This window comes from Streptomyces sp. Act143 (assembly GCF_003143935.1).
GTDB lineage: Bacteria > Actinomycetota > Actinomycetes > Streptomycetales > Streptomycetaceae > Streptomyces.
In genome coordinates this window covers 1,984,411-2,009,948 of sequence record NZ_QFRX01000001.1, presented here as the reverse complement: position 1 = coordinate 2,009,948, position 25,538 = coordinate 1,984,411, and the positions used below count along the sequence as shown (strand labels likewise).

The following is a 25,538-nucleotide window of genomic DNA, read 5'->3' as shown; positions in this document are numbered from 1 at the left end:
TTCGACGCTCCGCACAGCGCCGTGAAAGCTACCCCACCCGCCGACGGGGCGGGAGGGGGTGCGGAATCGAGCGATGTTCAAGTAGCGGCTGGTCAGCGCCGGAAAATGCGCTCACATGGGGAAGGGTCGGACAGAAAACTGACGGTTGAGTAAGTTTCGGACCCGTAATCTCCACCGAATCTGTACGACCCGGTCACCCCGGGCCCGCGCTGTCGGAATGATCAGTTCCGCAGTGGTGCCGTCTCTTCCGTCAGCGTCTTCGCGGCCGGTTCCGTCACACCTGTCCGCGCCGTGCCCGACGTCCTGAGCAGGAGCAGGACCAGCACTCCGCCGACCACCGCGACCGTCCCCGCCGTCACCGCCGCCGTGTTCAGGCCGGAGGCGAACGCGGCCCGCAGCGTGTGCTCCGGGAAGGCACCGCGCAGCGCCCCGGCCCCGCCGCCCGCGAGCGCGTGGGCCGCGTCGTGCGGCAGCGAGTCCGCCATGCGGGAGGTCAGCACCGTGCCGAAGAGGGCGAGGCCGAGCGCGAACCCGAACTGCCGGAAGGTGTTCACCGCACCGCTCGCCATGCCCGACCGCTCCCGTTCCACCGTCGCCAGCGCGGCCCCCGCGACCGACGGCGCCACCAGTCCGGTCCCCACGCCCACCAGCAGCAGACCCGGTACGAGGGCGGTCGACGTCGAACCGGCGTCCAGGAACGCCATGCAGTACTGCCCGGCGCCGATCAGCAGCAGCCCGCCCCCGACGGTGAACCGGGCCGGCACCCCGTGCAGCAGCCGGCCCCCGGCCGCCGCCACCACGAACGCGGCAGACGACAGCCACAGGAACACCAGTCCGCCGCGCACCGGCGACATCCCCAGCACGGTCTGCAGCCAGATCGAGGTGTACGCCAGGACACCGAACGCCGCCGCGTTGAACGCGAACGCGCCCGCCATCACCCCGGAGAACGCCGGCTTCAGGAACAGCCGAGGGTCGATCAGCGGATCGGCGACGCGGCGCTCGGCGACCACGAAGCAGACCAGCGCCAGCACCGCGCCCGCGAAGGCGAGCAGTGTGCCCGCGGCACCCCAGCCGTGCGACCCGGCCCGCACCGCCCCGTACGTCACGGCGCCCGCGAATGCCGCGAACGTCACGGTTCCAGCCCAGTCGACCCGGCGCCCGGCACGCCCGCGCGACTCCGGCACCGCCCGCAGGGTCAGCCACACCGCGACCACGCTCACCGGCAGGTTGACGTAGAAGATCCAGCGCCAGCCGGGCCCGTCCGTGAGCAGCCCGCCCAGCACCGGACCCACCGCGGACGCCGCGCCGCCGACCGCGCCCCACACGCCGAGCGCGAGCGACATGCGCCGCCCCTGGTAGACCGACGCCAGCAGCGGCAGCGTGGTGGCGAGCGCCGCCGCCGCCCCCGCGCCCTGCACAGTCCGGGCGGCGACCAGCATCGCCGGGCCGGACGACACCCCGCACAGCAGCGAGGCGCCCGCGAACACCACGACACCCGTCACGTGCACCCGCCGCCGCCCGAGCACGTCGGCCGCGGCCCCCACCCCCAGCAGCAGCGCGGCCAGCGCCAGCGCGTAGGCGTCCATCACCCACTGCAGATCGCTCAGCGACGCGTGCAGCGCCGCGGCCATGTCCGGCAGCGCGACGATCGCGATCGTCACGTCCAGCAACAGCATGAACGTGGCCAGACATGCCGCCGTCAGCGGCCCCCATGTACGCATGTCCTCAACTCCTTGTCCGTGGGATGTGCGTGACTCCGTACGATGGGCTCGATGCGGCGGATCGGGGTGAAGGAAGCCACCCGTTCGACGAAATCCGACAGGAGCAGCCATGCAGACGCTGGAATCCGACACACTGGATACTCTCGACCTGCGCCTGCTGGCGGCCCTGGAGGTGAACGCCCGGGCGTCCTTCAGCCGGCTCGGCGCGGTGCTCGGCGTCTCCGACCAGACCGTCGCACGGCGCTACCGCAAGCTGTGCGCGGAGGCGGGGCTGCGGATCGTGGCCGTCCGCGACGCCGAGCGCCTCGGGCAGGACCAGTGGACCCTGCGCCTGCGCTGCGTCCCCGACAGTGCGCAGGCCATCGCCGACGCGCTCGCCCGGCGGCCCGACACCAGCTGGATCGGGATCGCCTCCGGCGGTACCGAAGTCGTCTTCGGCACCCGCCCGCGCAACGCGGGCGACCGTGACGACCTGCTGCTCGGCAGACTGACCCGCACGCCGCGCGTCCTGGAGATCCGCGCGTACCAGCAGCTGCACCGCTTCGAAGGCGGACCGCGCGGCTGGACGCGCAAGTTCCGTCTGCTCACCGACGACGAGAAGGCGCGCCTGCGCCCCGGCCCTGCCGATGCTGCCTGCGCCCCGGCCCGAATCGACCCCGAGGACGAGCCGCTCGTAGCCGCCCTGGAACGCGACGGACGCGCCACCTACCCCGAACTCCAGCGCGCCACGGGCCGCTCCGAGTCCGTGGTGAAACGCCGGCTGGGCGCGCTGCTCGCGTCCGGAGCCGTCTACATCGACGTGGAGTACGACTCCGCGACCATCGGGTATCCGCTCGCCGCCACCTTGTGGATCACCACCACTCCGGCCGCCCTGCACACCGTCGGACAGGCTCTCGCCGCCCACGACCAGATCGCCCACGCCGCCGCGACGGCGGGTCCCTCCAACATCCTCGCCACCGCCGTCGTCCGCGGCGCCGCCGACCTCTACGCCTACCTGAGCGGGCCCCTGGGGCGGCTGGAAGGCGTCCAGCACGTGGAGACGTCGCCGTTCCTGCGCCGGGTCAAGCAGCTGACGTACCCCCGCCTGCACCGCGGCTAGCCGCGGTGCAGCCGGTCCCCGCTGCTCAGGACCATCGCCGCCAGGGCGTCCGCAGCGCCCTGCGCCGCCGTGCGGCGGTGGCCGTGGACCAGGACGAAGTCGACGCGGCCCAGTTCCGGCAGGCCGAAGCGGTCCGGCACCCGCACCAGGCCCGGGGGGATCAGGCCCCGGACATGGGCCATCACACCCAGCCCGGCCCGGGCCGCCGCGACCAGGCCGCTGAGGCTGCCGCTCGTGCACGCGATCCGCCACTCACGCCCCTGCCGCTCCAGCGCCTCCAGGGCGAGCGCCCGGGTGATGCCCGGCGGCGGGTACGCGATCAGCGGTACCGGGCGGTCCGGGTCGAGGCGCAGCCGCTCCGCGCCGATCCACACCAGGCGGTCGTGCCAGACCAGTTCACCGCGCGGGTCCTCCGGCCGCCGCTTGGCGAGGACAAGATCGAGCTTCCCGGCCGCCAACTGCTCGTGCAGGGTGCCGGAGAGCTCCACCGTCAGCTCCAGGTCGACCTCCGGGTGGTCGTGCCGGAAGCGCTCCAGGATCTCCGGCAGCCGGGTCAGCACGAAGTCCTCCGACGCGCCGAAGCGCAGCCGGCCGCGCAGCCGGGTACCCGTGAAGAACGCCGACGCCTGCTCGTGCACCTCCAGGATGCGGCGCGCGAAGCCGAGCATCGCCTCGCCGTCCTCCGTCAGCTCCACCGAGTGGGTGTCCCGGGAGAACAACTGCCGCCCGGCCGCCTCCTCCAGTCGCCGGACGTGCTGGCTGACGGTCGACTGGCGCAGCCCGAGCCGCCGGGCGGCCTGGGTGAAACTCAGGGTCTGCGCCACGGCCAGGAACGTACGCAACTGGGACGGGTCGTACATGGGCGGCAGGCTATCGCGGAACGTGATGACAGTCAGAGCGGTATGCCGGATTCCCGATCGAGGCGAGGAGGAGGACGATGGAGGGGGGACCCCACGGCCCCGGTACCGCCGAGAGCACGACGAGTATGTGGAGCACCGTGAAACGCCTGCGCTGGCCGAGTCGGCTGCCGATCGACCCGTACATCCTGCTGCTCCTCGGGACGGTGGGCCTCGCCGCCCTGCTCCCGGCCCGCGGCACGGGTGCGGACGTGGCCTCCGGCGCCTCCACGGCCGCCATCGCCTTCCTCTTCTTCCTGTACGGCGCCCGCCTTTCCACCCGCGAGGCCCTCGACGGCCTCAAGCACTGGCGCCTGCACCTCACGGTCCTCGCCTGCACGTTCGTGATCTTCCCGCTGCTCGGCACGGCGGCCCGTGGGCTCGTCCCCGTGCTGCTGACCCAGCCCCTCTACCAGGGCCTGCTCTTCCTCACCCTCGTCCCGTCGACGATCCAGTCCTCGATCGCCTTCACCTCCATGGCCCGCGGCAACGTGCCCGCCGCGATCTGCGCCGGGTCCTTCTCCTCCCTGGTCGGCATCGTCATCACACCGCTGCTCGCCGCCGCCCTGCTCGGCAGCAGCGCCGGCGGCTTCTCCGCCGACTCGCTGGTCAAGATCGTGCTCCAGCTGCTGGTGCCGTTCGTCGCGGGGCAGTTGCTGCGGCGCTGGATCGGAGGTTTCGTCGCCCGGCACAAGAAGGTCCTCGGTCTGGTCGACCGGGGCTCGATCCTCCTGGTCGTCTACACGGCGTTCAGCGAGGGCATGGTCCAGGGCATCTGGCACCAGGTCAGCCCGCTCCGGCTGGCCGGGCTGCTCGCCGTCGAGGCCGTCCTGCTCGCCGTGATGCTCGCGCTGACCTGGTACGGCGCCAAGGCGCTGCGCTTCGACCGCGAGGACCGGATCGCCATCCAGTTCGCCGGCTCCAAGAAGTCCCTCGCCTCCGGACTGCCCATGGCGAGCGTCCTGTTCGGCGCGCACGCCTCGCTCGCCGTGCTGCCGCTGATGCTCTTCCACCAGATGCAGCTGATGGTGTGCGCGGTCATCGCCAAGCGCCGCTCCCACGACCCCGAGCCCGGCATCACGTCCCCGGCTTCAGCCGCAGGGTCACGAACCGCGGTCGGTACAGCGACACGTTCTGGTTGAGCTGCGCCGCCGCGGCGGACGGCTCCAGCCAGTTCACGTCGTAACTGAGCACCAGCCGTCCGTCGCCGAGCGCGGGATGGACCTGCGGGTTGTAGGCCGCCACCTGCCCGTCCGGCAGCCCGGGGCTGAAGTCCTTGGCCGGACCGTGCCAGGGCCCGCTCGGTGAGCACGCCCAGTACGAGGTGACGGTCGTCAGCCCCCGCGTCCCCGCCGCCATCGTGAACAGCACGTACGTGCCGCCCGCTCGGGTGACCGAGAAGGCGCTGCCCACCCCGGTCCGGCTGCGCTCGTTCCCGAGCACCGCGGCCGGTTTCGCCGCCGCCCGCCAGTCGGAGCCGTCCCAGTACTGCCACGCCCCCGGCTCCCCGAGCCTGCCGTCCGGCACCCGTGCCACGTACGCCGACGACACCGGCCGGGAGACGGCCTGGCCGTCGTCGCCGCCGAAGACGTAGGTCCAGCCGTCCCGCTCGACGAGCGTCGTGCCGAACAGCACCCGCCGGGACGGGTCCGGCACCAGCTGCTGGTCCAGCACCTTGGCGATCGACTCGACCCGCAGCCCGGGCAGGGAGAGGGTGGCGACCTCGGTGGCCGTGGGCGTCCCGTAGATCCACGGCGCGGCTGCCGCCGTCCGCACCCACAGCACCACCCGCAGGACCTGCTCCGCCGAGCCCGGTGACCGGGGTTCGACCCGGGCCGCCACCGGCCACCGCCACTGGTCCGGCCCGGGGTCGGGGAACAGCGGCGCCGGCAGCGTGCTCTCCAGCCGGCCGCCGCGCATCAGCACCGCGGAGTTCCGCACCAGCGGCGCCGCCGTGTCCCGCCAGGCGAAGGACTCGCCGACCGGATTGGGCGGGGGGTACACCTGGCCGAGATAGGTGTCCGAGAACAGCCACAGCACCCGCCCGTCCGGCAGCCGCACCGAGTGGGTGCCGTCGCCGCCGGTCCAGTCGTCGGCGCGGCTCGCGTCGTCGCCGTACCGGGCGAACTCGGACGTGAGCCCCTCGTCCGCCGACCACGAGGCGACGGTACGCGGGGTGCAGCCGCCCGCGTCCGGCCGGTCCTCGTCCTCGGGACGGGACGTGAGCAGCACGGCCCCGAGAACCAGGGCCAGCACCAGACCGAGCCCCGTTCCCGTCCGCTGTCGTGCTCGTACGTCGTCGGGCACCCACGGGACGTTAGTGGCTGCCGCGCACCTGGTCCATGGGCCGTCGGGGCCCGTGATCCGCGCCGGGGCGCCGATGGCGCAAAGCCGCCGTCGTCCCGGCCCGCACGGTGCTGATGCCTCGTGGCTACGGGCGGAGCACGACCTTCCCGAGGTTGCTCCGCGTCTCGATCGCCGCGTGCGCCGCGGCCGCGTCCGTGAGCGCGAACTCCGCATGCACGGCCGGCTTGAGCGCCCCTTCCCCGAACAGCCGCCACAACTCCGTACGCCATCGCTCGTACCGCTCCGGCTCCCCGCGCGCGACCCGCGCCAGCTGGAAGCCGATCACGGACTTGGCCCCCACGAGCAGGTCGTACGCCTGGATCGTGCCGCCTCCCGAGCTGTACGCGACGAGCCGTCCGCCGGGGGCGAGCGCGGCGAGGGCCGGGGAGAGCAGGTCGCCGCCGACCGCGTCGAGGACGTAGTCGACGGGGTCCGTCCAGCGCTCGTCGGCGTACCGGGCCACCTCGTCGGCGCCCAGGGAACGCACGAACTCCGTCTTCGCCGCATCCGACACGGCCGCCACCACCCGGTCCGCGCCCCGAGTCCGGGCCAGCTGCACGGCGAGATGGCCGACCCCGCTCGCCGCGGCGGTGACCAGGGCGGCCTCCCCCTTCTCCGGGCGCGCGGCCTCCAGTGCGCCTGACGCCACCAGTCCGCTGCGCACGAGCGCGACCGCGTCCACGGCCGTGGCGGTGCCGGGCACCGGGGAGGCCATGGCCTGGTGCAGCAGCGCGTAGTCGGCGTAGCCGTGGCCGAAGCACAGGCCCGTCACCCGGTCGCCGACCCGGAAGGCGGTGACCTCGGCGCCGACGGCCACGACCGCCCCGGCGATCTCGCCGCCCAGCGGTATCGGCTCGGCGGCCTCGGTGACCTTGCGCACCACGGGGAGCGTGACGCCGATCGCCTCGCAGCGGACCAGGAGTTCGGCGGGACCGGGCTCGGGGACGGCGACCTGCTCAAGGAACAGGGGGCCACCGGTGGACTCGTACCGGATGCGGCGCACGGCACCTCCAGGAATCGTTGGGAAGTCCAACGGTACAAGGGGAATCATGGGGACGTCCAACGATTTTTCGTTGGGGAAACCCATGAATTTCTTGCTAGGCTGCGCCGCATGCCGGAAGCCCCCCTCGCCGAGATCCGCTCCCTCCCCAGCTGGCTGCTCGGGCGCGCCGCCGCCCGGGGCCGGACCCTGGTCGCCGGGGAACTGGCGGCCGAGGGCGTCAAGATGTGGCACCACGTGGTGCTCTCCGCCGTGCGCGACCTGGCCCCCGTGGCCCAGGCCGACATCGGCCGCAGCGTCGGACTGGACCCCAAGGACCTGGTGGGCGTCCTCAACGATCTGCAGGCCGGAGGGCTCGTCGTCCGCAGTCCTGATCCGCGCGACCGCCGCAAGAACGCGGTCTCCCTCACCGACGCGGGCGCGCGGCTGCTCAAGCGCTGCGAGAAGGTCGCCCGCAGGGCCAACGACGAGCTGCTGGCCCCGCTGTCACCGGCCGAACGCGACCATTTCATGGGCCTGTTGATCCGGATTTCCGGTACCGCGGACTGACGGCGGATAACGTTCCGTCATGACCGCACCCCTCGCGCTCGACCCCGCGCGCAGCGCCCTCGTCCTCGTCGATCTGATGGACCGGATCGTCGCGCTGCCCCTGGAGCCCCGCAAGGGCACCGAAGTCCTCACCACCGCCCAGGAGTTGGCGGCCGCCTTCCGCTCGGTGGGCGCCCACGTCGTCCTCGTCCGCGTGGAGCGCCCCGGCGTCCCCGAACAGCCGCCCGGCAGCGCGCTGGTGGCGGGGCTGGCCGCGGACGGCGACCTCGAGGTCGTCAAGCGCACCATCGGCGCCTTCCAGGGCACCGATCTGGACGCACGCCTGCGCGAACGGGGCGTCACCACCCTGGTGTTCGGCGGCATCGCCACCAACCTGGGCGTGGAGTCCACGGCCCGGGCCGCCGGGGACCTCGGCTACGACCTGGTCTTCGTCGAGGACGCGATGGCGGCGCTCACGGCGGCGGAGCACGACGCGTCGGTGCGGCTGGACTTCCCGCGTCTGGGCACGGTGGTGCACTCGGCGGAGGTGCACTTCACGACAGCCTGACCGCCCCGCTCACCCGTGGGCCGACGCTGCCTGGAGGGCGATGCGCTCCGCACCCGCGTACACGTTCATCGACCGGCCCCGCAGGAACCCCACCAGCGTCAGCCCCGTCTCCGCCGCCAGGTCCACGGCGAGCGAGGACGGGGCGGAGACCGCCGCCAGCACCGGAATCCCCGCCATGACGGCCTTCTGCGCCAGCTCGAAGGAAGCCCGTCCGGACACCAGCAGAACCGCCTGCGACAACGGCAGCGCACCGCTCTGCAACGCCCGCCCCACCAGCTTGTCGACCGCGTTGTGCCGCCCCACGTCCTCCCTTATGTCCAGCAGCTCCCCGTCCGCGTCGAACAGCGCGGCGGCGTGCAGACCCCCGGTCCGGTCGAAGACCCGCTGGGCCGCGCGCAGCCGGTCGGGGAGACTCGCGAGCAGCTCGGGGCCGATCCGGACCGGGGGAGAGTCGGAGACGGGCCAGCGGGCCGTGGTCCGCACCGCGTCCAGGCTCGCCTTGCCGCACAGCCCGCAGGAGGAGGTGGTGTAGACGTTCCGTTCCAGGGTGATGTCGGGGATCTCGACGCCCGGCGCGGTCCGGACGTCGACGACGTTGTAGGTGTTGGAGCCGTCGACCGTGGCGCCCGCGCAGTACACGATGTTCTGCAGGTCGGCCTGCTCGGCCACCACTCCCTCGCTGACCAGGAACCCCGCGGCCAGCGCGAAGTCGTCACCGGGGGTGCGCATGGTGATCGCCAGCGGTTTGCCGTTGAGCCGGATCTCCAGTGGCTCCTCGGCCACGAGCGTGTCGGGCCGGGTGGAGACCACCCCGTCGCGGATGCGGATCACCTTGCGTCGTTCCGTGACTCGTCCCATGGCTGTTCAGTCCCGGTTCTCTATGTACTGGTGGCCGAAGCGGCCCTTGATGCAGAGATGCCCGTGGGTCACCGGGCTGTCGTGCGGGGAGGTGACCTTCACGATCTCATTGTCCTGCACGTGCAGGACAAGCTCGCAGCCCACTCCGCAGTGCCCGCACACCGTGGTCGTGACCGTCTGCGACGGTTCGTCCCAGGCGTCCGCCGCGCGCAGGGCGAACTCCGGCCCGGACGACAGCGCCCCCGTCGGGCACACGTCGAGGCAGTCGCCGCAGTGCACGCAGGCGGAGTCGGTGAGCGCGGCGTCGTACTCGGCGCTGACGCGGATGTCCGCGCCGCGGCCGGAGACGGCGATGGCGAACGTGCCCCGGCCCTGGCCGCCGCAGACCGCCACGCAATTGCCGCAGCGCAGGCACTTGCCGTCGTCGCGCACGAACAGACCGGCGTCGACGACCGGCTCCCCGCCGGAGCGGGCCGCCGCCGGGCCGAACCGGTCCGGCCGTGCCCCGTACTCCGCCATCCACTCCGCGACCCCCGGTGTGGTCGACAAGTCGACCGAGGAGGCGAGCAGTTCCAGGACGATCCGCCGGGTGTGCCGGACGCGCTCGGTCCCGGTCCGCACCCGCATGCCGGGCTCGGCCTCGCGGGAACAGGCCGCCACGAGGGCGTCCGCTCCCTCGACCTCGACGACACAGAGCCGGCAGGCACCCGTCGGGGCGAGGGACCCGGCACGGCAGAGCGCGGGGACCTCCTTGCCGGCCGCCCGGCACGCCTCCAGGAGGGTCGTCCGCTCGGGGACCCGCACCGGCCGCCCGTCCAGGGCGAACTCCACCAGCCGCCGCGGCACCCCCAGCGACGTCACGGTCATCCGTACGCCCCCAGCCGGTCCACGCCCGACTCCACGGCGTTCCAGGCGCTCCGCCCGAGCCCGCACAGCGAGGCGTCCCGCATCGCACGGCCGACCTCCCCGAGCAGCGCGAGGTCACCGGCCACGGCCGGACCCGCGCGGTCCGCGATCCGGCGCAGCACCTCCTCCTGGCGCACGGTTCCCGTCCGACACGGTATACACAGCCCGCACGACTCGTCCCGGAAGAACTCCGCGACCCTCGACAGCAGGCGGGGCACCGGCACACCGCCGCCGAAGGCGATGACGACCCCGGAGTCCACCGGTACGTCGAGTTCGTCCGGCCGGACGAAGCCGCCCGCCACGCCGCCGACCAGGACCGCGCGCAGCCCCGGCCGGACGCCGGCCCGGGCGAGCAGCCCGCCGAGCGTCTCCCCGTGCGGCACCTCGTGGACACCGGGCCGCTCCACACCGCCGGACACACAGACGAGCCGCCCCGCCCCGGACGCCGTCGGCCCCTCGGTCAGGATCGGCAGCACGCCGAGCAGCGTCTCGACGTCCGCCACGACCGTCGGCCCGCCGAACAGGCCCTTCTCCGACGGAAACGGCGGCGTCGGGCGCGGCTCCGCCCGGTACCCCTCGATGGAGCGGAGCACCGCGGTCTCCTCACCGCAGACGTACCCGCCCGCCCCGCGCCGGATCTCGATGTCGAAGGCGTGCCCCCGGCCGAGGACGTCGTCGCCGAGCAGCCCGCGGGCACGCGCCCGGTCGACGGCTCGCCGCATCCGCCGCACCGCCCGCGGGTACGCGCCGCGGACACAGAGGTACCCGCGCCGCGCCCCGATCGCGTACCCCGCGATCGTCATCGCCTCCACCAGCGCGTACGGGTCGCCCTCCATCAGGACGCGGTCCCTGAAGGCGCCCGCCCCGGCTTCGTCGGCGTTGCACACCAGGTGGTGCGGCCGGTCGGGCCGGGACGCCACGGCCTGCCACCCGCGGCCGACCGGAACGGCCCGCCCGTCCTGGCCGGCGGGGAAGGCGGCACCGCCGCGCCCGGCCAGGCCGGAGTCGGCGATCTCGCGGAGCACTCCGGCGGGGCCCAGCGCGAAGGCCCGGCGCAGCGCGGCCCAGCCGCCGTGGGCGCGGTAGTCGTCCGGCGACGGCGGGTCGACCACGCCGACCCGCCGCAGCAGCACCGGCGCCCGGCCCGCCGACCGGGGGACCGCCGCCTCGGCGGGCGGCTCCTGCGGCGCCGAGTCGGGGGCGGTCGCCGCCAGCACGGCGGCCTCGGCCGTCGCCGGTGCCGACACCGCCGTACGCACGGGGTCGCCCGCGGTGATCGCCAGGGCCGCGGGGGCGCGCTCGCACAGGCCGAGGCAGGACACGCGGCGCACCGAGACCCGGCTGACGCCGCCCAGCCGTGCGTCGACATCGGCGCAGAGCGCGGACGCTCCGGCCGCCTCGCAGGCCAGGTCCGTGCACATGCGGAGCACGGTCGCGGGCAGCGGGGACACCGAGAACAGGGGGGAGCCGGTGGCGACCCCGTACGCCTCCGCCGGGGCCACGGTGAGCCGTCGGCAGAGATAACCGAGGGCGCCCTCGCTGATCCAGCCGATCCGGTCCTGGAGCGCGTGCAGCCCCGGCAGCAGCAGGTCACGGCGGCTGCGGGCCGCGTGCCCGCCGCGGGACCACCTCAGATCCGCGTCGGCCGGCTCCGCACCCTCCCAGGAGGACTCGGGAGGGCCCAACAGCGCGTCGACGGCGGCGCATTCGTCGTCCGTCGGCTCGCTGCCCCCGCAGTGCAGGTCCATGGCCGGTCACCCCACGCAGGTGACGAGCGGGAGCTTGTCGATGCGGATCGCCGTCGCCTTGTACTCGGCCGCCCCCCGGATCGGGCAACGGGCCGTCGACAGCGGCTGGTCGACGTCCGCCTCGTCGGGAACCGGCAGGGTCGTGAAGGCCAGCCCCGGCCGCAGCGCGGTGTCGATCCACACGGGCGCGACGACCGCACCCCGCCGCGAGGTGATCTGCACCTTCTCGCCGACCACGACCCCATAGCGCTCGGCGTCCTCCGGACACAGCTCGACGCACTCGCCCCGGCGCGCCGGGGACGTCGAACTCCCTCTCGCCGCCCCGGCGTTGTAGGAGTCGAGGCGCCGCCCCGTGGTCAGCCGGATCGGGAACCGCTCGTCCGTGAGGTCGGCCGGCGGCACGTGCGGCACCAGCCCGAAGGGCGCGCGCCGGCCCCGCGACGCCGGCTCGTCCGCCCACAACCTGCCGTGCAGATACGGCGGTTCGAGACCGTCGGTGCCCGGACAGGGCCACTGGAGGCCGCGGTGCTCCGCCAGGCGCCGGTACGTCATCCCGTGGTGGTCCGGGGAGAGGGACCGAAGCTCGTTCCAGACGGCCTCGGCGTCGGCGTACCTCCACGCGTGCCCGAGACGCCCGGCCAGGTCGCAGAGGATGTCGACGTCCCCGCGGGCCTCGCCGGGCGGGACGACCGCCCGGCGGACCCGCTGAACCCGCCGCTCGCTGCTGGTGACGGTGCCCTCGGACTCCGCCGGGCCCGCGGTCGCGGGCAGCACCACATCGGCCAGCTCGGCCGTGCTCGTGCGGAACGCGTCCTGCACGACGAGGAAGTCCAGTGCCCGCAGCCGCCGTACCGCCCGCGCACCGCCGGACCGCGCCGGGTCCGCGCCGACGCAGTGGACGGCCCGCACGCCGCCCGCCTCCATCTCCTCGGACATCTCCGCCAGGTCCAGCCCGTGGTGCGGCGGCAGAACGGTGTCCCACGCCGACTCGAACCGCCGCCGCACCGCGGGGTCGAGGACGTCCTGGAAGCCGGGCAGCCGATGCGGCACGGCCCCCATGTCGGCGGCACCCTGGACGTTGTTCCGGCCGCACAGCGGCTGAAGTCCCGAGCCCGGACGGCCCACATGACCGGTCAGCAGGGCGAGGTCGATCAGCGCGCGGACGGTGTCCGTGCCGTTGCGGTGCTCGGTCACCCCCAGGGTCCAGCAGATCTGGGCACGGTCCGCCCGGGCGTACGCGTGCGCCAACTCCCGTACGGCCGCGGCGGGGACGCCCGTCACCTTCTGCGCCAGCGACAGCGTCCACGGCTCGACCAGTGCCCGGTACTCCTCGAAGCCGCTCGTCGCCCGCCCGACGAACGCCTCGTCGACCAGGCCCGCCCGGATGATCTCCCGGCCGATCGCGTGCGCCAGCGCGATGTCCGTACCGGCGTTGAGCCCGAGCCAGCCATCGGCCCACTGCGCGGTGGACGTGCGCCGCGGGTCGACCACGTACATCCGGGCGCCCGCCCGCACGCCCTTGAGCACGTGCTGGAAGAACACCGGGTGCGTCACCCGGGCGTTGGAGCCCCACACCACCACGACGTCGGTGTGCTCGATCTCCGCGTACGACGACGTGCCGCCCCCCGCGCCGAACACGGCCGCCAGGCCCGCGACGCTCGCGGCATGGCTCCGCCGGTCGCAGGAGTCGACGTTGTGGGTGCCCATCACGACCCGGGCGAACTTCTGCGCCAGGTAGTTCGTCTCGTTGGTCGCCCGGGCGCCCGAGAGCATCCCGAACGCCCCGCGGTGGCGCCGCAGTCCGCGGGCCACCCGGTCCAGCGCCTCGTCCCAGCCCGCCCGGCGGAACTCCTCGTCGCGCGAGTCCCGCACGAGCGGGTGCGTGAGCCGCGGGTACGCCCCGGGCCCGTGTCCGGCCGGTTGCGTCATGCGGCGGTCCGGTGCGCGAGGAGGTCGCTGAGGGCGTGGACGGTGGTGAGGGTGGGCGTGGGGGTGTGGGTGAGGGCGGCGAGTTCGATGACGGCGGTGAGGAGGACGTCGAGTTCGAGGGGTTTGCCGGCTTCGAGGTCCTGGAGGGTGGAGGTGCGGTGGTCGCCGACCTTCTCGGCGCCGGCGAGGCGGCGTTCGATGGTGATGCCGGGGTGGCAGCCGAGGGCGGCGGCGACGGCGAGGGTCTCCTCCATCATGGTGTGGATGACCCGGCGGGTGCCGTGGTGGTGGCACATCTGGCGCATGGTGGCGCGGGCGAGGGCGCTGATGGGGTTGAAGGAGATGTTGCCGAGGAGTTTGAGCCAGATGTCGTTGCGCAGATCGGTCTCGACGGGGCATTTCAGCCCGCCGGCCTGCATGGCCGCGCTGAAGGCCCGGCACCGGGCGGAGAGGCTGCGGTCGGGTTCGCCGATGGAGAAGCGGGTGCCTTCCAGATGGCGGACCACGCCCGGGGCCTCGAGCTCGGTGGCGGCGTAGACGACGCAGCCGATGGCCCGCTCCGGGGCCAGGACGGCGCTGACCTGCCCGTGCGGGTCGACGCTCTCCAGACGGCGGCCGTCGTGCGGGCCGCCATGCCGGTGGAAGTACCACCAGGGGATGCCGTTCTGCGCGGCGATCACGGCCGTCGTCTCGTGGAGCAGGGGTTCGATCAGCGGCCCGCACGCCGCGTACGAGGTGGCCTTCAGCCCCAGGAAGACGTAGTCGACCGGCCCGACGTCGGCCGGGTCGTCGGTGGCGTGGGCGTGGGCGGTGAAGTCACCGCGGGGGGAGTGGACCCGCACGCCGTGCTGCCTCATGGCCGCCAGGTGCGGTCCACGGGCGATCAGGTGGACGTCGGCGCCGGCGCGGTGCAGGGCGGCGCCGACGTAGGCGCCGATGGCTCCGGCGCCGAGGACTGCGACTTTCATGCTGGGCGAGCTCCGTTCGGTCGAGGGTGTACCGCGGAACCGTCGAACTGTGTCGACTCCATATTGTCTACAGTATGTATGTCGGCACGGGCAAGAGAACCGGGCGGTCCGACCGTTCGGCGCGCCCTGCATACCGCTCATCGCATACGGTCGACGTGCAGCCTTCTCAACTCCCGTGCTTCTCCTTACTGTCCGGGATCATGAGTCCCCCTGTTGCACCGGCCGGCTGGAGCCGCTGGCTCGTTCCCCCCGCCGCCCTCTCGGTCCACCTCTCCATCGGCCAGGCCTACGCCTGGTCCGTGTTCAAGCCGCCCCTGGAGTCCGCGCTCGGTCTGAGCGGCACCCAGAGCGCGCTGCCCTTCCAGCTCGGCATCGTCATGCTCGGCCTGTCGGCCGCCTTCGGCGGCACGCTGGTGGAGCGCAACGGCCCGCGCTGGGCGATGACCGTCGCCCTGATCTGCTTCTCCTCCGGGTTCCTGCTCTCCGCGCTCGGCGCGGCCACCGAGCAGTACTGGCTGATCGTCCTCGGCTACGGCTTCGTCGGCGGTATCGGCCTGGGCATCGGTTACATCTCGCCCGTCTCCACCCTGATCAAGTGGTTCCCGGACCGGCCCGGCATGGCCACCGGCATCGCCATCATGGGCTTCGGCGGCGGTGCGCTGATCGCGTCACCCTGGTCGGCGCAGATGCTGGAGTCGTTCGGCTCCGACAGCTCCGGGATCGCGCTGGCGTTCCTCGTGCACGGGCTGTCGTACGCGGTCTTCATGACGCTCGGCGTGCTGCTCGTCCGGGTGCCGCGGACCGAGAAGCCGGTGGCGGGGGCGCCGAGCATCACCTCCGGGCCGCAGGTAACGGCCCGCAGTGCGGTGCGCACCCCGCAGTTCTGGTGTCTGTGGGTCGTGCTCTGCATGAACGTGACCGCGGGCATCGGCATCCTGGAGAAGGCCGCTCCGATGATCACGGACTTCTTCAAGGACAGTTCGACAACGGTGTCGGCGTCCGCCGCCGCCGGTTTCGTCGCCCTGCTGTCGGCGGCCAACATGGCGGGCCGGATCGGCTGGTCGTCCACCTCGGACCTGATCGGCCGCAAGAACATCTACCGCGTCTACCTGGGCGTGGGCGCGCTGATGTACCTGCTCATCGCACTGGCCGGCGACTCGTCCAAGCCGCTGTTCGTCCTCTGCGCCCTGGTGATCCTCTCCTTCTACGGCGGCGGCTTCGCGACCGTCCCCGCCTATCTGAAGGACCTCTTCGGCACCCACCAGGTCGGCGCCATCCACGGGCGGCTGCTGACCGCCTGGTCCACGGCCGGTGTCCTCGGGCCGCTGATCGTGAACTGGATCGCCGACCGGCAGGAGGAGGCCGGCAAGAGCGGTTCCTCCCTCTACACCCTGTCCCTGTTCATCATGATCGGGCTGCTGGCGATCGGGTTCGTCGCCAACGAGCTGGTCCGGCCCGTCCATTCCCGTCACCACATCCCCGCCCCGAGGGAGGCCGACGATGTCGCAGCACGACAGCAGTCCGCAGAGTCCGCCTGACCGGCGGCCGCTGATCGCCCTCGCCTGGCTGTGGGTGGGGGTGCCGCTCGCCTACGGGGTCTACGAACTCGTGCAGAAGGCGACGCAGCTGTTCACCGGGTGACTGTTCGGTAGGTGTTCGGGCGTCCGAGGGCCTGACGGAAGCCGACAACGCGGACGCCCGATTCCTGTCGCCTTACCTGACGTCGTACCCGTGAGTCACTGATCAGACTGGTGGACCCCGCTACCCGAGGACAGGAGGGGGACCACCCAATGAACGGCTCGCGCATCGCCGCCGTCGGCCACTACCAGCCCGCCAAGGTGCTCACGAACGAGGACCTGGCGGGCATGGTGGACACCAGTGACGAGTGGATCAGGAGCCGGGTGGGCATCCGTACACGGCACATCGCCGGGCCCGACGAACCCGTCGACGAACTGGCCGCGCACGCCGCCGCCAAGGCACTCGCCGCCGCCGGGCTCGCACCCGGCGACATCGACCTGGTCCTGGTGGCCACCTCGACCGCCGTCGACCGCTCCCCGAACATGGCCGCCCGGGTCGCCGCACGCCTCGGCATCCCCTCACCGGCCGCGATGGACGTCAACGTGGTGTGCGCGGGCTTCACCCACGCGCTGGCCACCGCCGACCACGCCGTGCGGGCCGGTGCCTCGGTGCGGGCGCTCGTCATCGGCGCCGACAAGATGTCCGAGATCACCGACTGGACCGACCGCACGACCTGTGTGCTCGTCGGCGACGGGGCCGGGGCCGCGGTGGTGGAGGCGTGCGCACCGGGGGAGGAGGCCGGCATCGGGCCGGTGCTGTGGGGCTCGGTGCCCGAGATGGGCCACGCCGTGCGGATCGAGGGGCAGCCCGCGCGGTTCGCCCAGGAGGGGCAGAGCGTGTACCGGTGGGCCACCACCCAGCTGCCGCCCATCGCCCGCAAGGCCTGCGAGCGGGCGGGGCTGGCGCCCGCGGACCTCGCCGGGGTCGTGCTGCACCAGGCCAACCTGCGGATCATCGAGCCGCTGGCGGAGAAGATCGGTGCCGTGAACGCGGTGGTGGCCCGGGATGTCGTGGAGTCCGGCAACACGTCGGCGGCCAGCATCCCGCTCGCCTTCTCCAAGCTGGTGGAGCAGGGGGCGCTGTCCTCCGGCGACCCGGTGCTGCTGTTCGGGTTCGGGGGGAACCTGTCGTACGCGGGGCAGGTCGTGCGGTGCCCGTGAGGTGCGGGCGGGTGTGAGCGGATGAGGCGGGAGGCGCCGTAGACTGTAGACGAAAGCCAATTCATACTGGCTTTCGGCTGCAACTGCCCGCGTTGCCCGGAGGGGGACGGACCGATGTTGTCGACGACTGGCCTGCCGCAGGGCGCGGTGCCCAAGCTCGAACGTCCCGGCCCGCTGCGCGACCGTGTCTACGAGGCGCTCCTCGAACTCATCACCACCCGCGCCCTCCAGCCCGGCCAGCATCTGGTCGAGAGCGAACTGGCCGGGCACCTGGGGGTGTCCCGGCAGCCGGTGCGCGAGGCGCTCCAGCGGCTGAACACCGAGGGGTGGGTCGACCTGCGGCCCGCCCAGGGTGCCTTCGTGCACGAGCCGACGGAGGAGGAGGCCGATCAGCTCCTCACCGTCCGCACGCTGCTGGAGGCCGAGGCGGCCCGGCTCGCCGCGGCCAACGCGGACCGCGCCGGGATCGCGGCCCTGCGGGACATCCTGGACGAGGGCCTGGCAGCCGTGGCCGCCGACGACGTGGACGCGGCCGTCGTCCTCAACGCCCGCTTCCACGCGACGGTCATGCGGCTGGCGGGCAACGCGGTCCTCGCGGAGCTCGCCGCCCAGGTCGACCGGCGGGTCCGCTGGTACTACACGCCCGTCGCGCGGCAGCGCGGACAGCAGTCCTGGATCGAGCACCGCGACCTGATCGCGGCGATCGAGGCGCGGGACGAGGCCCTGGCGACCCGTCTCATGCGCGCACACACGGAGCACACCCGCCGCTCGTACCACGCCCGCGCCGAGTCCTGAGCCACGAGCCCGGAGGCGGCCCGGGCCTCACACCCGGGCCGCCTCCCGCTCCCGTCCGCACCACTGTGCCTCCACGGCCAGCATCGTCACCAACACCGCCACCAGCGCCAGCAGTTCGACCACGGCCGAGGTGCGCGTGCCCAGCAGCGCCGTCGCCAGGGCCACCGCCGCGGCCGTCGCGCGGAAGCGTACGGGGTGCAGGCGCAGTGCCCCGCGGAAGGCCACGTCACCGGCGAGGAAGAGGGCGACACCGCCCGCGAGGGCCAACGCCGGTCCGGTGTGCAGGTGTTCGGAGAGGTGGCCGAGCGTCTTCTTCACCCCGGCCGCCAGGAAGGCGATGCCGAGCAGCATGGGCAGGAAGGCGTAGTAGTACGCGTTCATCGCCAGCCGGAAACGGGCCGCCACGGGCGTTGCCCGGAACACCTCCTCGGCCAGCTCCTCGTCCCGCACGAAGTACGTCCACCACAGGGCCGTCGCCAGCGCGAGCGCCAGGAACGCGCCGCCGAAGAGGCTCGCCGTCAGGGGCAGATCGCCAATGCCGATGCCGATCGCGATGACCGACTCGCCGAACGCGACGATGAGCAGCAGCCCGTGGCGTTCCACGAAGTGGGCGGGGTTCAGACTGCCGAGCTGCGTGCGCAGCGCCTCGGCGGTCCGGCCGTCCGCCCGGCCAGGGCCGAGCTCGGCTATGTACGGCGTCACGAACTGCAGCGCCAACGCGAGCAGCCACAGCCCGTCCGCGGTGAGGCCGTCGAAGAGGCCCGCGAGGGTGATGGAGGCGCCGGCGAGCGCGTTCGGGACGCCGTACCAGATCGAGTCGCGGCCGTGGCTGCGGGTGAACAGGGCGGTGTGCACGACGACCACCAGCAGGAAGCCCAGCCCGAAGAGCACACCGGTGTCGTCGAAGACGCGCGGCACCGCCAGCGCGCAGACCATGAACCCGCCCATGCCGAGCATGAGCCCCAGCCGCCGCGACGGACGGTCCGGCGGGACCTGGTTGGTGAGGTACGCGTAGGCCCCGTACATCCAGAACAGGACGAGGAAGATGAGCGCGACGCGTGCGGCCGTGGCGAAGGACAGGTCACCGGTGAGCAGCACGGTGAGCTGGGTGAGGGTGAAGACGAAGACGAGGTCGAAGAAGAGCTCGAGCGTCGTGACCCTGCGGTCCGGTTCCTCCACTGCGGAGTTCATGTGGTCCCCCTGTGTCGATGTTGATCAGATCGTATGGGGGGCGCGGTGCCGCGCCGTGCCGGTGGGGTGCCGGCCCGCCTCTTTGTCCTGTGAGTGGAAGAAGTCGACAGTAATTCCTGCACAGCTTCTTCCCAGGTTCGGCAGCCGCTGCTACGTTCCCCTCGAAAGCACGACGGAAGTACGAAGCACGACAGCGGTCGGCCGATCGAGGCGGGGAGGGGCTTGTGAGACGTATGACGGCACGTCCCGCCAACGCGCATCAGGCCCGGTTGCTCAAGCTGCTGCGCGACGGGGGTCCCAACTCCCGTGCGCAGCTGGGTGACCAGGTCGATCTGTCACGGTCCAAGCTGGCCGTGGAGGTGGACCGGCTGCTGGAGACGGACCTGGTCGTGGCCGACGGACTCGCCGCCTCGCGCGGTGGCCGCCGTTCCCACAACATCCGGCTCAACCCCGGGCTGCGGTTCCTCGGCGTCGACATCGGCGCGACCTCGGTCGACGTCGCCGTCACCAATGCCGAACTGGAGATCCTCGGCCATCTCAACCAGCCCATGGACGTGCGTGAGGGCCCGGTCGCGGTCTTCGAGCAAGTGCTGTCCATGGCCGCCAAGTTGCGGGCCACGGGGCTCGCGGAGGGGTTCGACGGTGCCGGCATCGGCGTCCCGGGGCCGGTCCGCTTCCCCGAGGGTGTGCCGGTGGCGCCGCCGATCATGCCGGGCTGGGACGGCTTCCCGGTGCGGGAGGCGCTCAGCCAGGAACTCGGCTGTCCGGTGATGGTCGACAACGACGTGAACCTGATGGCGATGGGGGAGCAGCACGCGGGCGTGGCCCGTTCCGTGGGCGACTTCCTCTGCGTCAAGATCGGCACCGGCATCGGCTGCGGCATCGTCGTCGGCGGGGACGTCCACCGGGGCGTCACCGGCAGCGCGGGCGACATCGGGCACATCCAGGCCGTGCCCGACGGACGGCCCTGCGCCTGCGGCAACCGGGGCTGCCTGGAAGCCCACTTCAGCGGGGCGGCCCTCGCCCGGGACGCCGTGGAGGCGGCCCAGCAGGGGCGGTCGGCGGAACTCGCCGCCCGGCTGGAGGCCAACGGCACCCTGACCGCCGTCGACGTCGCCGCCGCGGCCGCCGCCGGCGACGCCACCGCCCTCGACCTGATCCGCGAGGGCGGCAACCACACCGGGCAGGTCATCGCCGGCCTGGTCAGCTTCTTCAACCCCGGCCTGGTGGTGATCGGCGGTGGCGTGACCGGCCTCGGCCACACCCTTCTCGCCGCGATCCGCACCCAGGTCTACCGCCAGTCGCTGCCGCTCGCGACCGGCAACCTGCCCATCGTTCTGGGGGAGTTGGGCCCCACCGCCGGAGTCATCGGCGCGGCCCGACTGATCAGCGACCACCTGTTCTCGCCCGCGTAACCCACCTCGTCACGCGTCACTCCCGTACGACTCGCTGCCTCGCCCTGCCCTGACACCCGCCGCTTCGCCCTGCCCTGAAGCCCTGTCTGTCTCGCCCTGAACCGGCCCGCACGCCCGCCAAGGGGAACCGCATGGCACCACAACCACCGCTGCTCACCATGTCCGGCATCACCAAGTCCTTCCCCGGAGTCCGGGCCCTCGACGGTGTCGACCTCGACGTCCAGGCCGGTGAAGTGCACTGCCTCCTCGGCCAGAACGGGGCCGGCAAGTCCACCCTCATCAAGGTGCTGGCCGGGGCCCACCAGCCCGACGGCGGCGTCATCACCTGGCGCGGCGAACCGGTCACCCTGCGCTCGCCCATCGCCGCCATGCGCCTCGGCATCGCCACCATCTACCAGGAACTCGACCTGGTGGAGCACCTGTCGGTGGCCGAGAACGTCCACCTGGGCCATGAGCCCACGGCCGCCGGGTTCGTCGTACGCAGGAGGGCCGCCCGGGCGTCGACGGCCGCGCTGCTGAAGCGGCTCGGGCACACCGAGATCGATCCGGCGCGGCTGGTCGGCGAGTTGTCGGCCGCCCAGCAGCAGATCGTCTCCATGGCCCGGGCGCTCTCCCACGACGTACGGCTCATCGTCATGGACGAGCCCTCCGCGGCCCTCGACCCGGACGAGGTCGACAACCTCTTCCGCATCGTCGGCGACCTCACCGCCGACGGCGTCGCCGTCGTCTACATCTCCCACCGTCTGGAGGAGATCCGGCGCATCGGCGACCGGGTGACCGTGCTCAAGGACGGCCGCGCCGTCGCCGGCGGACTGCCCGCGAAGACGACGCCGACCAGCGAAGTCGTGGCGCTGATGACGGGACGCAACGTCGAGTACGTCTTCCCGGAACGGCCCGCCGCCGCCCCCCGGGGGACACCGGTCCTTCAGGTACGGGGACTCGCGCGCGAGGGCGAGTTCGAACCCCTCGACCTCACCGTGCACCCCGGGGAGATCGTCGGGCTCGCCGGACTGGTCGGCTCGGGCCGCTCCGAGATCCTGGAGACCCTCTACGGGGCCCGCAAGCCGACCTCCGGCGAAGTCACCGTCGACGGGCGGCCGTTGCGGACCGGAAGCGTGCGCGCCGCCGTCCGCGCCGGACTCGGGCTCGCCCCCGAGGAACGCAAGGCGCAGGCGCTGCTGATGCTGGAGTCCGTCACCCGCAATGTCTCGGTCTCCTCCATGTCCCGCTTCTCGCGCGCCGGCTGGATCGACCGGGGCGCCGAGCGGGGCGCGGCCCGGGCGGCCACCCGGGAGCTGTCGCTGCGGCCCGACAACCCCGCCGTGCCGGTCCGCACCCTGTCCGGCGGCAATCAGCAGAAGGCCGTCCTGGCCCGCTGGCTGCTGCGCGGCTGCCGGGTGCTGCTGCTCGACGAGCCGACCCGCGGCGTCGACGTCGGCGCCCGCGCCGAGCTGTACGCCGTGATCCGCCGCCTCGCCGACGAGGGCCTGGCCGTGCTGCTGGTCTCCAGCGAGGTCCCCGAGGTGCTCGGCCTCGCCGACCGTGTCCTGGTGCTGCGCGAGGGACGCGTCGTGCACACCGCCCCCGCCCGCGAACTCGACGAACACCGCGTACTCGACCTCGTCATGGAAGGAAGCCCGGCGTCATGACGCAGCATGCCTCCCCGCCGCGGGACGACGCCGACAAGGTGTCGCCGGCCGGCCGACCCCCCGTGTGGCGCGGCCTGTTCGCCCGCGCCGACCTCCGCACCCTGTCCCTCCTCGGGGTCCTCGCCGCGCTGGTCCTGGTCGGCGGGATCACCAAACCGGACGAGTTCCTCGACACCCGCAACCTCCAACTCGTCCTCACCCAGGCCTCCGTGATCGGTGTCGTCACGGTCGGCATGACCTTCGTGATCATGTCGGGCGGCATCGACCTGTCCGTCGGCGCGATCGTCGCCCTCGCCTCCGTCTGGGCGACCACGGTCGCCACCCAGGAGTACGGCTTCGGCGGCATCCTCCTCACCTCGGTACTGGTCGGCCTCGGCTGCGGCCTGGTCAACGGACTGCTCATCGCGTACGGCGGGATGGTCCCCTTCATCGCCACCCTCGCCATGCTCGCCTCGGCGCGCGGCCTCGCCCTGCAGATCACCGACGGCAAGACGCAGATCGTCACCGTCGACTCCGTCCTCGACCTCGGCCTGCGCGACGCGTACGTGCTCGGCATCCCGCCGCTCGTCATCGTCTTCGCCGTCGTCACCGTGATCGGCTGGCTGGTCCTCAACCGCACCACCTTCGGCCGCCGCACCGTCGCGGTCGGCGGCAACGCCGAGGCCGCCCGGCTGGCCGGCATCGACGTCCGCCGCCAGCGCCTCTACCTCTACCTGCTGTCCGGACTGTGCTGCGGCATCGCCGCCTTCCTGCTGATCATCCTGTCCGGCTCCGGCCAGAACACCAACGGCAACCTCTACGAACTCGACGCGATCGCCGCCGCGATCATCGGCGGCACGCTGCTCAGCGGCGGCCGCGGCACCATCACCGGCTCCGTGCTCGGGGTGCTGATCTTCACCACGATCACCAACATCTTCGCCCTGAACAACCTGCAGAGCGACGTCCAGCAGATCGCCAAGGGCGCGATCATCGTCGCCGCCGTGCTGGTCCAGCGCCGTACCGCAAGCACGACCTGAGGAAAGGGTTCACCGCCATGCCACAGCTCCCCACGCGCAGAGGGCTGCTCTTCGGGGCCGCCGCCGTATCCGCGGGTGCCGTCCTCGCGGGTTGCACGAGTAACGACTCCGACGACGAACCGGCCGCGAACGACCAGCCGGCCGCCGACGACAAGCCCGGCAAGCAGGTCACCATCGGATTCGCGGGCCCGCAGGCCGACCACGGCTGGCTCAACGCCATCAACGACAACGCCAAGAGCCGGGCGAAGAAGTACTCCGACGTCACGCTGGAGATCACCGAGGGGTCCAACGACACCGCCCAGCAGATCGGCCAGATCGAGACCCTGATCAACAAGAAGGTCGACGTCCTGGTGATCCTGCCCGCCGACGGCAAGGCGCTCACCCAGGTCGGCCTGAAGGCGATGCGCGCCGGGATACCGGTCATCAATCTGGACCGCATCTTCAACTCCCCCCAGGCGTACCGCTGCTGGATCGGCGGCGACAACTACGGCATGGGCCTCAACGCCGGGCACTACATCGGCGAGAAGCTCAAGGGGAAGTCCGACGCCCGCGTCATCGAGCTGGCCGGCCTGGACAACCTGGAGCTCACCCAGCAGCGCACCAAGGGCTTCGACGACGCCCTGAAGAACTACCCCAACATCAAGAAGGTGGCCCGGCAGGCCGCCGAGTTCACCGTGGAGTCCGGGCAGGCCAAGATGGCCCAGCTCCTCCAGGCCCAGTCGAAGTTCGACGCGCTGTGGAACCACGACGACGACCAGGGCGTCGGCGCGCTGCGCGCCATCGAGCAGGCCGGGCGCGACGACTTCCTGATGGTCGGCGGCGCGGGCGCCCTGTCCGCATTCCAGGCCATCAAGAAGGACGACGGCGTCCTCAAGGCCACCGTCCTGTACCCGCCGACGATGGCCGCGTCCGCCATCGACCTCGCCCGCGCCCTCGGCCAGAGCAAGGGCGTCGGCGGCCTCGCCGAGTTCGAGATCCCGGCGTCGATCACGCTCTACTCGGCCGTCGTCGACAAGACCAACGTCGACCAGTACATGTCCACCGGCTTCAAGTGACCCGCTCCGCCCGGCGGACCGGACGTCTCCGCCGGGCGGACCGCACCCCCCACCGCGCCACGACGACGAGGAGGACATTGCGCATGGCACAGCCGCAGCAGTCAGAAGGAGCGGGCGCCGACAAGCCGCCGCTCCGCGTGGGCATGGTCGGCTACGCCTTCATGGGCGCCGCCCACTCCCAGGGGTGGCGCACCGTGGGGCGCGTCTTCGACCTGCCCCGGCGGCCGGTCCTGTCCGCGATCTGCGGACGCAGCCCGGACGCCGTGCGGGCGGCGGCGGACAAGCACGGCTGGGCGGCGGCCGAGACCGACTGGCGTGCGCTGATCGCCCGCGACGACGTCGACCTCGTCGACATCTGCACCCCCGGCGACAGTCACGCCGAGATCGCGATCGCCGCCCTGGCCGCGGGCAAGCACGTGCTGTGCGAGAAGCCCCTCGCGAACACCGTCGACGAAGCCGTGAGCATGGCGCGGGCGGCCGAAGAGGCCCACGCCCGGGGCCAGTTGGCGATGGTCGGGTTCAACTACCGCCGGGTGCCCGCCACCGCGCTGGCCCGGAACATGGTCGCCGAGGGCCGGATCGGCAGACTGCGGCATGTACGGGCGACCTACCTCCAGGACTGGCTCCTCGACCCGGAGTTCCCGCTGACCTGGCGGCTGCGCAAGGAGTACGCCGGATCGGGCGCGCTCGGCGACCTCGGCGCCCACATCATCGACCTCGCCCAGTACCTGGCGGGGGAGCGGCTGGCCGGGGTGTCCGCCCTGACGGAGACCTTCGTGGGGGAACGCCCGCTGCCCGTGGGCGCCACCAGCGGACTGTCCGCGGGAGCCTCGGCCGGGACCGGCCAGGTCACCGTCGACGACGCCGCCGTGTTCACCGCCCGCTTCACCTCCGGCGCCCTCGCCTCCTTCGAGGCCACCCGCTACGCCACCGGCAGCAAGAACGCCCTGCGCATCGAACTCAACGGTGACCGCGGCTCGTTGGCCTTCGACCTGGAACGCCTCAACGAACTCCTGTACCACGACGCCACCGAGCCCGGGACACACGCCGGTTTCCGTCGGATCCTCGTCACCGAGCCCGATCACCCGTATCTGGAGGGCTGGTGGCCGCCG

At 72.7% G+C, this 25,538-nt stretch carries 22 protein-coding genes and 1 pseudogene; 13 read left to right on the top strand and 10 right to left on the bottom strand.

What is annotated here, in order from left to right:
- Positions 1–221: 221 nt before the first annotated feature.
- Entirely contained in the window at positions 222–1,721 is a 1,500-nt protein-coding gene (locus tag DI272_RS08975; protein WP_109494833.1) for an MFS transporter, read from the bottom strand.
- A 109-nt stretch (positions 1,722–1,830) separates the two neighbouring features.
- On the opposite strand from DI272_RS08975, the gene DI272_RS08970 reads away from it, so the two are divergent.
- Positions 1,831–2,820 carry an Lrp/AsnC family transcriptional regulator gene (locus DI272_RS08970; protein WP_109494832.1) on the top strand — a complete coding sequence of 330 codons (990 nt, stop codon included), beginning with the start codon at positions 1,831–1,833 and terminating at the stop codon, positions 2,818–2,820.
- Here DI272_RS08970 and DI272_RS08965 read toward each other — a convergent pair.
- The gene (locus tag DI272_RS08965) at positions 2,817–3,680 is read right to left on the bottom strand and encodes a LysR substrate-binding domain-containing protein (RefSeq protein ID WP_109494831.1); all 864 of its coding nucleotides are present in this window, start codon (positions 3,678–3,680) and stop codon (positions 2,817–2,819) included. The two genes, DI272_RS08970 and DI272_RS08965, sit on opposite strands and share 4 nt — an antisense overlap.
- Before the next feature lie 125 nt (positions 3,681–3,805).
- Here DI272_RS08965 and DI272_RS08960 point away from each other — a divergent pair, with 125 nt between their 5' ends.
- The gene (locus tag DI272_RS08960; RefSeq protein ID WP_181387519.1) at positions 3,806–4,858 is read left to right on the top strand and encodes a bile acid:sodium symporter family protein; all 1,053 of its coding nucleotides are present in this window, start codon (positions 3,806–3,808) and stop codon (positions 4,856–4,858) included.
- On the opposite strand, the gene DI272_RS08955 is transcribed toward DI272_RS08960, so the two are convergent.
- Positions 4,794–6,023, bottom strand: a complete 1,230-nt coding sequence (locus DI272_RS08955) for a DUF4185 domain-containing protein (RefSeq protein WP_109494830.1) — start codon at positions 6,021–6,023, stop codon at positions 4,794–4,796. The genes DI272_RS08960 and DI272_RS08955 overlap by 65 nt on opposite strands.
- Positions 6,024–6,147: 124 nt before the next feature.
- A complete protein-coding gene (locus DI272_RS08950; RefSeq protein ID WP_109494829.1) occupies positions 6,148–7,065 on the bottom strand; it encodes a zinc-binding dehydrogenase in 918 nt (305 codons plus the stop codon).
- A 108-nt stretch (positions 7,066–7,173) separates the two neighbouring features.
- On the opposite strand from DI272_RS08950, the gene DI272_RS08945 reads away from it, so the two are divergent.
- Both DI272_RS08945 and DI272_RS08940 read left to right on the top strand, forming a co-directional pair.
- Positions 7,174–7,611 (top strand): MarR family winged helix-turn-helix transcriptional regulator, encoded by a 438-nt coding sequence (locus tag DI272_RS08945; RefSeq protein ID WP_109494828.1) that lies wholly within the window; start codon positions 7,174–7,176, stop codon positions 7,609–7,611.
- Between the two features lie 19 nt (positions 7,612–7,630).
- Positions 7,631–8,158 carry an isochorismatase family protein gene (locus DI272_RS08940; protein ID WP_109494827.1) on the top strand — a complete coding sequence of 176 codons (528 nt, stop codon included), beginning with the start codon at positions 7,631–7,633 and terminating at the stop codon, positions 8,156–8,158.
- A gap of 9 nt (positions 8,159–8,167) precedes the next feature.
- Here DI272_RS08940 and fdhD read toward each other — a convergent pair whose 3' ends face one another.
- From fdhD to DI272_RS08915, 5 genes are read right to left on the bottom strand one after another with little or no spacing between them, the layout of a single operon-like run.
- Positions 8,168–9,016 (bottom strand): formate dehydrogenase accessory sulfurtransferase FdhD, encoded by an 849-nt coding sequence (gene fdhD / locus DI272_RS08935; RefSeq protein WP_109494826.1) that lies wholly within the window; start codon positions 9,014–9,016, stop codon positions 8,168–8,170.
- Positions 9,017–9,022: 6 nt separating this feature from the next.
- Positions 9,023–9,883: a 2Fe-2S iron-sulfur cluster-binding protein gene (locus tag DI272_RS08930; protein WP_109494825.1), complete on the bottom strand. Its 861-nt coding sequence runs from the start codon at positions 9,881–9,883 to the stop codon at positions 9,023–9,025.
- Positions 9,880–11,670 (bottom strand): NADH-ubiquinone oxidoreductase-F iron-sulfur binding region domain-containing protein, encoded by a 1,791-nt coding sequence (locus DI272_RS08925; RefSeq protein ID WP_109494824.1) that lies wholly within the window; start codon positions 11,668–11,670, stop codon positions 9,880–9,882. Before DI272_RS08925 ends, DI272_RS08930 begins: the two co-directional genes overlap by 4 nt.
- 6 nt (positions 11,671–11,676) lie before the next feature.
- Positions 11,677–13,599 (bottom strand): molybdopterin oxidoreductase family protein, encoded by a 1,923-nt coding sequence (locus DI272_RS08920; RefSeq protein WP_109494823.1) that lies wholly within the window; start codon positions 13,597–13,599, stop codon positions 11,677–11,679.
- Complete coding sequence (locus DI272_RS08915) at positions 13,596–14,567, bottom strand: 2-dehydropantoate 2-reductase (protein ID WP_109494822.1); 972 nt, start codon at positions 14,565–14,567, stop codon at positions 13,596–13,598. Before DI272_RS08915 ends, DI272_RS08920 begins: the two co-directional genes overlap by 4 nt.
- A gap of 200 nt (positions 14,568–14,767) precedes the next feature.
- On the opposite strand from DI272_RS08915, the gene DI272_RS08910 reads away from it, so the two are divergent.
- The 4 genes from DI272_RS08910 to DI272_RS08900 all read left to right on the top strand — a co-directional run bounded on the left by DI272_RS08910 (position 14,768) and on the right by DI272_RS08900 (position 18,100).
- Positions 14,768–16,105, top strand: coding sequence for an OFA family MFS transporter (locus DI272_RS08910; protein WP_109494821.1), 1,338 nt, complete (start codon positions 14,768–14,770; stop codon positions 16,103–16,105).
- Positions 16,068–16,208, top strand: a complete 141-nt coding sequence (locus DI272_RS44435; protein ID WP_181387128.1) for a hypothetical protein — start codon at positions 16,068–16,070, stop codon at positions 16,206–16,208. The genes DI272_RS08910 and DI272_RS44435 overlap by 38 nt, the downstream gene beginning before the upstream one ends.
- A 149-nt stretch (positions 16,209–16,357) precedes the next feature.
- A complete protein-coding gene (locus tag DI272_RS08905; RefSeq protein WP_109494820.1) occupies positions 16,358–17,305 on the top strand; it encodes a beta-ketoacyl-ACP synthase III in 948 nt (315 codons plus the stop codon).
- Positions 17,306–17,422: 117 nt separating this feature from the next.
- Complete coding sequence (locus tag DI272_RS08900; RefSeq protein WP_375138109.1) at positions 17,423–18,100, top strand: GntR family transcriptional regulator; 678 nt, start codon at positions 17,423–17,425, stop codon at positions 18,098–18,100.
- 27 nt (positions 18,101–18,127) lie between these two features.
- On the opposite strand, the gene DI272_RS08895 is transcribed toward DI272_RS08900, so the two are convergent.
- Positions 18,128–19,291 (bottom strand): low temperature requirement protein A, encoded by a 1,164-nt coding sequence (locus DI272_RS08895; protein WP_109494818.1) that lies wholly within the window; start codon positions 19,289–19,291, stop codon positions 18,128–18,130.
- 233 nt (positions 19,292–19,524) lie between these two features.
- On the opposite strand from DI272_RS08895, the gene DI272_RS08890 reads away from it, so the two are divergent.
- The 5 genes and pseudogenes from DI272_RS08890 to DI272_RS08870 form a co-directional block, all read left to right on the top strand.
- Positions 19,525–20,706, top strand: coding sequence for an ROK family protein (locus tag DI272_RS08890; RefSeq protein ID WP_109494817.1), 1,182 nt, complete (start codon positions 19,525–19,527; stop codon positions 20,704–20,706).
- Positions 20,707–20,837: 131 nt separating this feature from the next.
- Entirely contained in the window at positions 20,838–22,355 is a 1,518-nt protein-coding gene (locus DI272_RS08885) for a sugar ABC transporter ATP-binding protein (protein ID WP_109494816.1), read from the top strand.
- A complete protein-coding gene (locus DI272_RS08880) occupies positions 22,352–23,371 on the top strand; it encodes an ABC transporter permease (RefSeq protein ID WP_109494815.1) in 1,020 nt (339 codons plus the stop codon). Before DI272_RS08885 ends, DI272_RS08880 begins: the two co-directional genes overlap by 4 nt.
- A gap of 17 nt (positions 23,372–23,388) precedes the next feature.
- Positions 23,389–24,426, top strand: coding sequence for a substrate-binding domain-containing protein (locus DI272_RS08875; RefSeq protein ID WP_109494814.1), 1,038 nt, complete (start codon positions 23,389–23,391; stop codon positions 24,424–24,426).
- 83 nt (positions 24,427–24,509) lie between these two features.
- Positions 24,510–25,538: pseudogene (locus DI272_RS08870) on the top strand (Gfo/Idh/MocA family protein); the annotation flags it as partial.

Excerpts from the sequence above, each read along its gene's own strand:
- DI272_RS08975 (WP_109494833.1), bottom strand. The coding sequence starts at position 1,721 with ATGCGTACATGGGGGCCGCTGACGGCGGCATGTCTGGCCACGTTCATG.
- DI272_RS08970 (WP_109494832.1), top strand. The coding sequence starts at position 1,831 with ATGCAGACGCTGGAATCCGACACACTGGATACTCTCGACCTGCGCCTG.
- DI272_RS08965 (WP_109494831.1), bottom strand. The coding sequence starts at position 3,680 with ATGTACGACCCGTCCCAGTTGCGTACGTTCCTGGCCGTGGCGCAGACC.
- DI272_RS08960 (WP_181387519.1), top strand. The coding sequence starts at position 3,806 with ATGTGGAGCACCGTGAAACGCCTGCGCTGGCCGAGTCGGCTGCCGATC.
- DI272_RS08945 (WP_109494828.1), top strand. The coding sequence starts at position 7,174 with ATGCCGGAAGCCCCCCTCGCCGAGATCCGCTCCCTCCCCAGCTGGCTG.
- DI272_RS08940 (WP_109494827.1), top strand. The coding sequence starts at position 7,631 with ATGACCGCACCCCTCGCGCTCGACCCCGCGCGCAGCGCCCTCGTCCTC.
- fdhD (WP_109494826.1), bottom strand. The coding sequence starts at position 9,016 with ATGGGACGAGTCACGGAACGACGCAAGGTGATCCGCATCCGCGACGGG.
- DI272_RS08930 (WP_109494825.1), bottom strand. The coding sequence starts at position 9,883 with ATGACCGTGACGTCGCTGGGGGTGCCGCGGCGGCTGGTGGAGTTCGCC.
- DI272_RS08925 (WP_109494824.1), bottom strand. The coding sequence starts at position 11,670 with ATGGACCTGCACTGCGGGGGCAGCGAGCCGACGGACGACGAATGCGCC.
- DI272_RS08920 (WP_109494823.1), bottom strand. The coding sequence starts at position 13,599 with ATGACGCAACCGGCCGGACACGGGCCCGGGGCGTACCCGCGGCTCACG.
- DI272_RS08915 (WP_109494822.1), bottom strand. The coding sequence starts at position 14,567 with ATGAAAGTCGCAGTCCTCGGCGCCGGAGCCATCGGCGCCTACGTCGGC.
- DI272_RS08910 (WP_109494821.1), top strand. The coding sequence starts at position 14,768 with ATGAGTCCCCCTGTTGCACCGGCCGGCTGGAGCCGCTGGCTCGTTCCC.
- DI272_RS44435 (WP_181387128.1), top strand. The coding sequence starts at position 16,068 with ATGTCGCAGCACGACAGCAGTCCGCAGAGTCCGCCTGACCGGCGGCCG.
- DI272_RS08905 (WP_109494820.1), top strand. The coding sequence starts at position 16,358 with ATGAACGGCTCGCGCATCGCCGCCGTCGGCCACTACCAGCCCGCCAAG.
- DI272_RS08895 (WP_109494818.1), bottom strand. The coding sequence starts at position 19,291 with ATGAACTCCGCAGTGGAGGAACCGGACCGCAGGGTCACGACGCTCGAG.
- DI272_RS08890 (WP_109494817.1), top strand. The coding sequence starts at position 19,525 with ATGACGGCACGTCCCGCCAACGCGCATCAGGCCCGGTTGCTCAAGCTG.
- DI272_RS08885 (WP_109494816.1), top strand. The coding sequence starts at position 20,838 with ATGGCACCACAACCACCGCTGCTCACCATGTCCGGCATCACCAAGTCC.
- DI272_RS08880 (WP_109494815.1), top strand. The coding sequence starts at position 22,352 with ATGACGCAGCATGCCTCCCCGCCGCGGGACGACGCCGACAAGGTGTCG.
- DI272_RS08875 (WP_109494814.1), top strand. The coding sequence starts at position 23,389 with ATGCCACAGCTCCCCACGCGCAGAGGGCTGCTCTTCGGGGCCGCCGCC.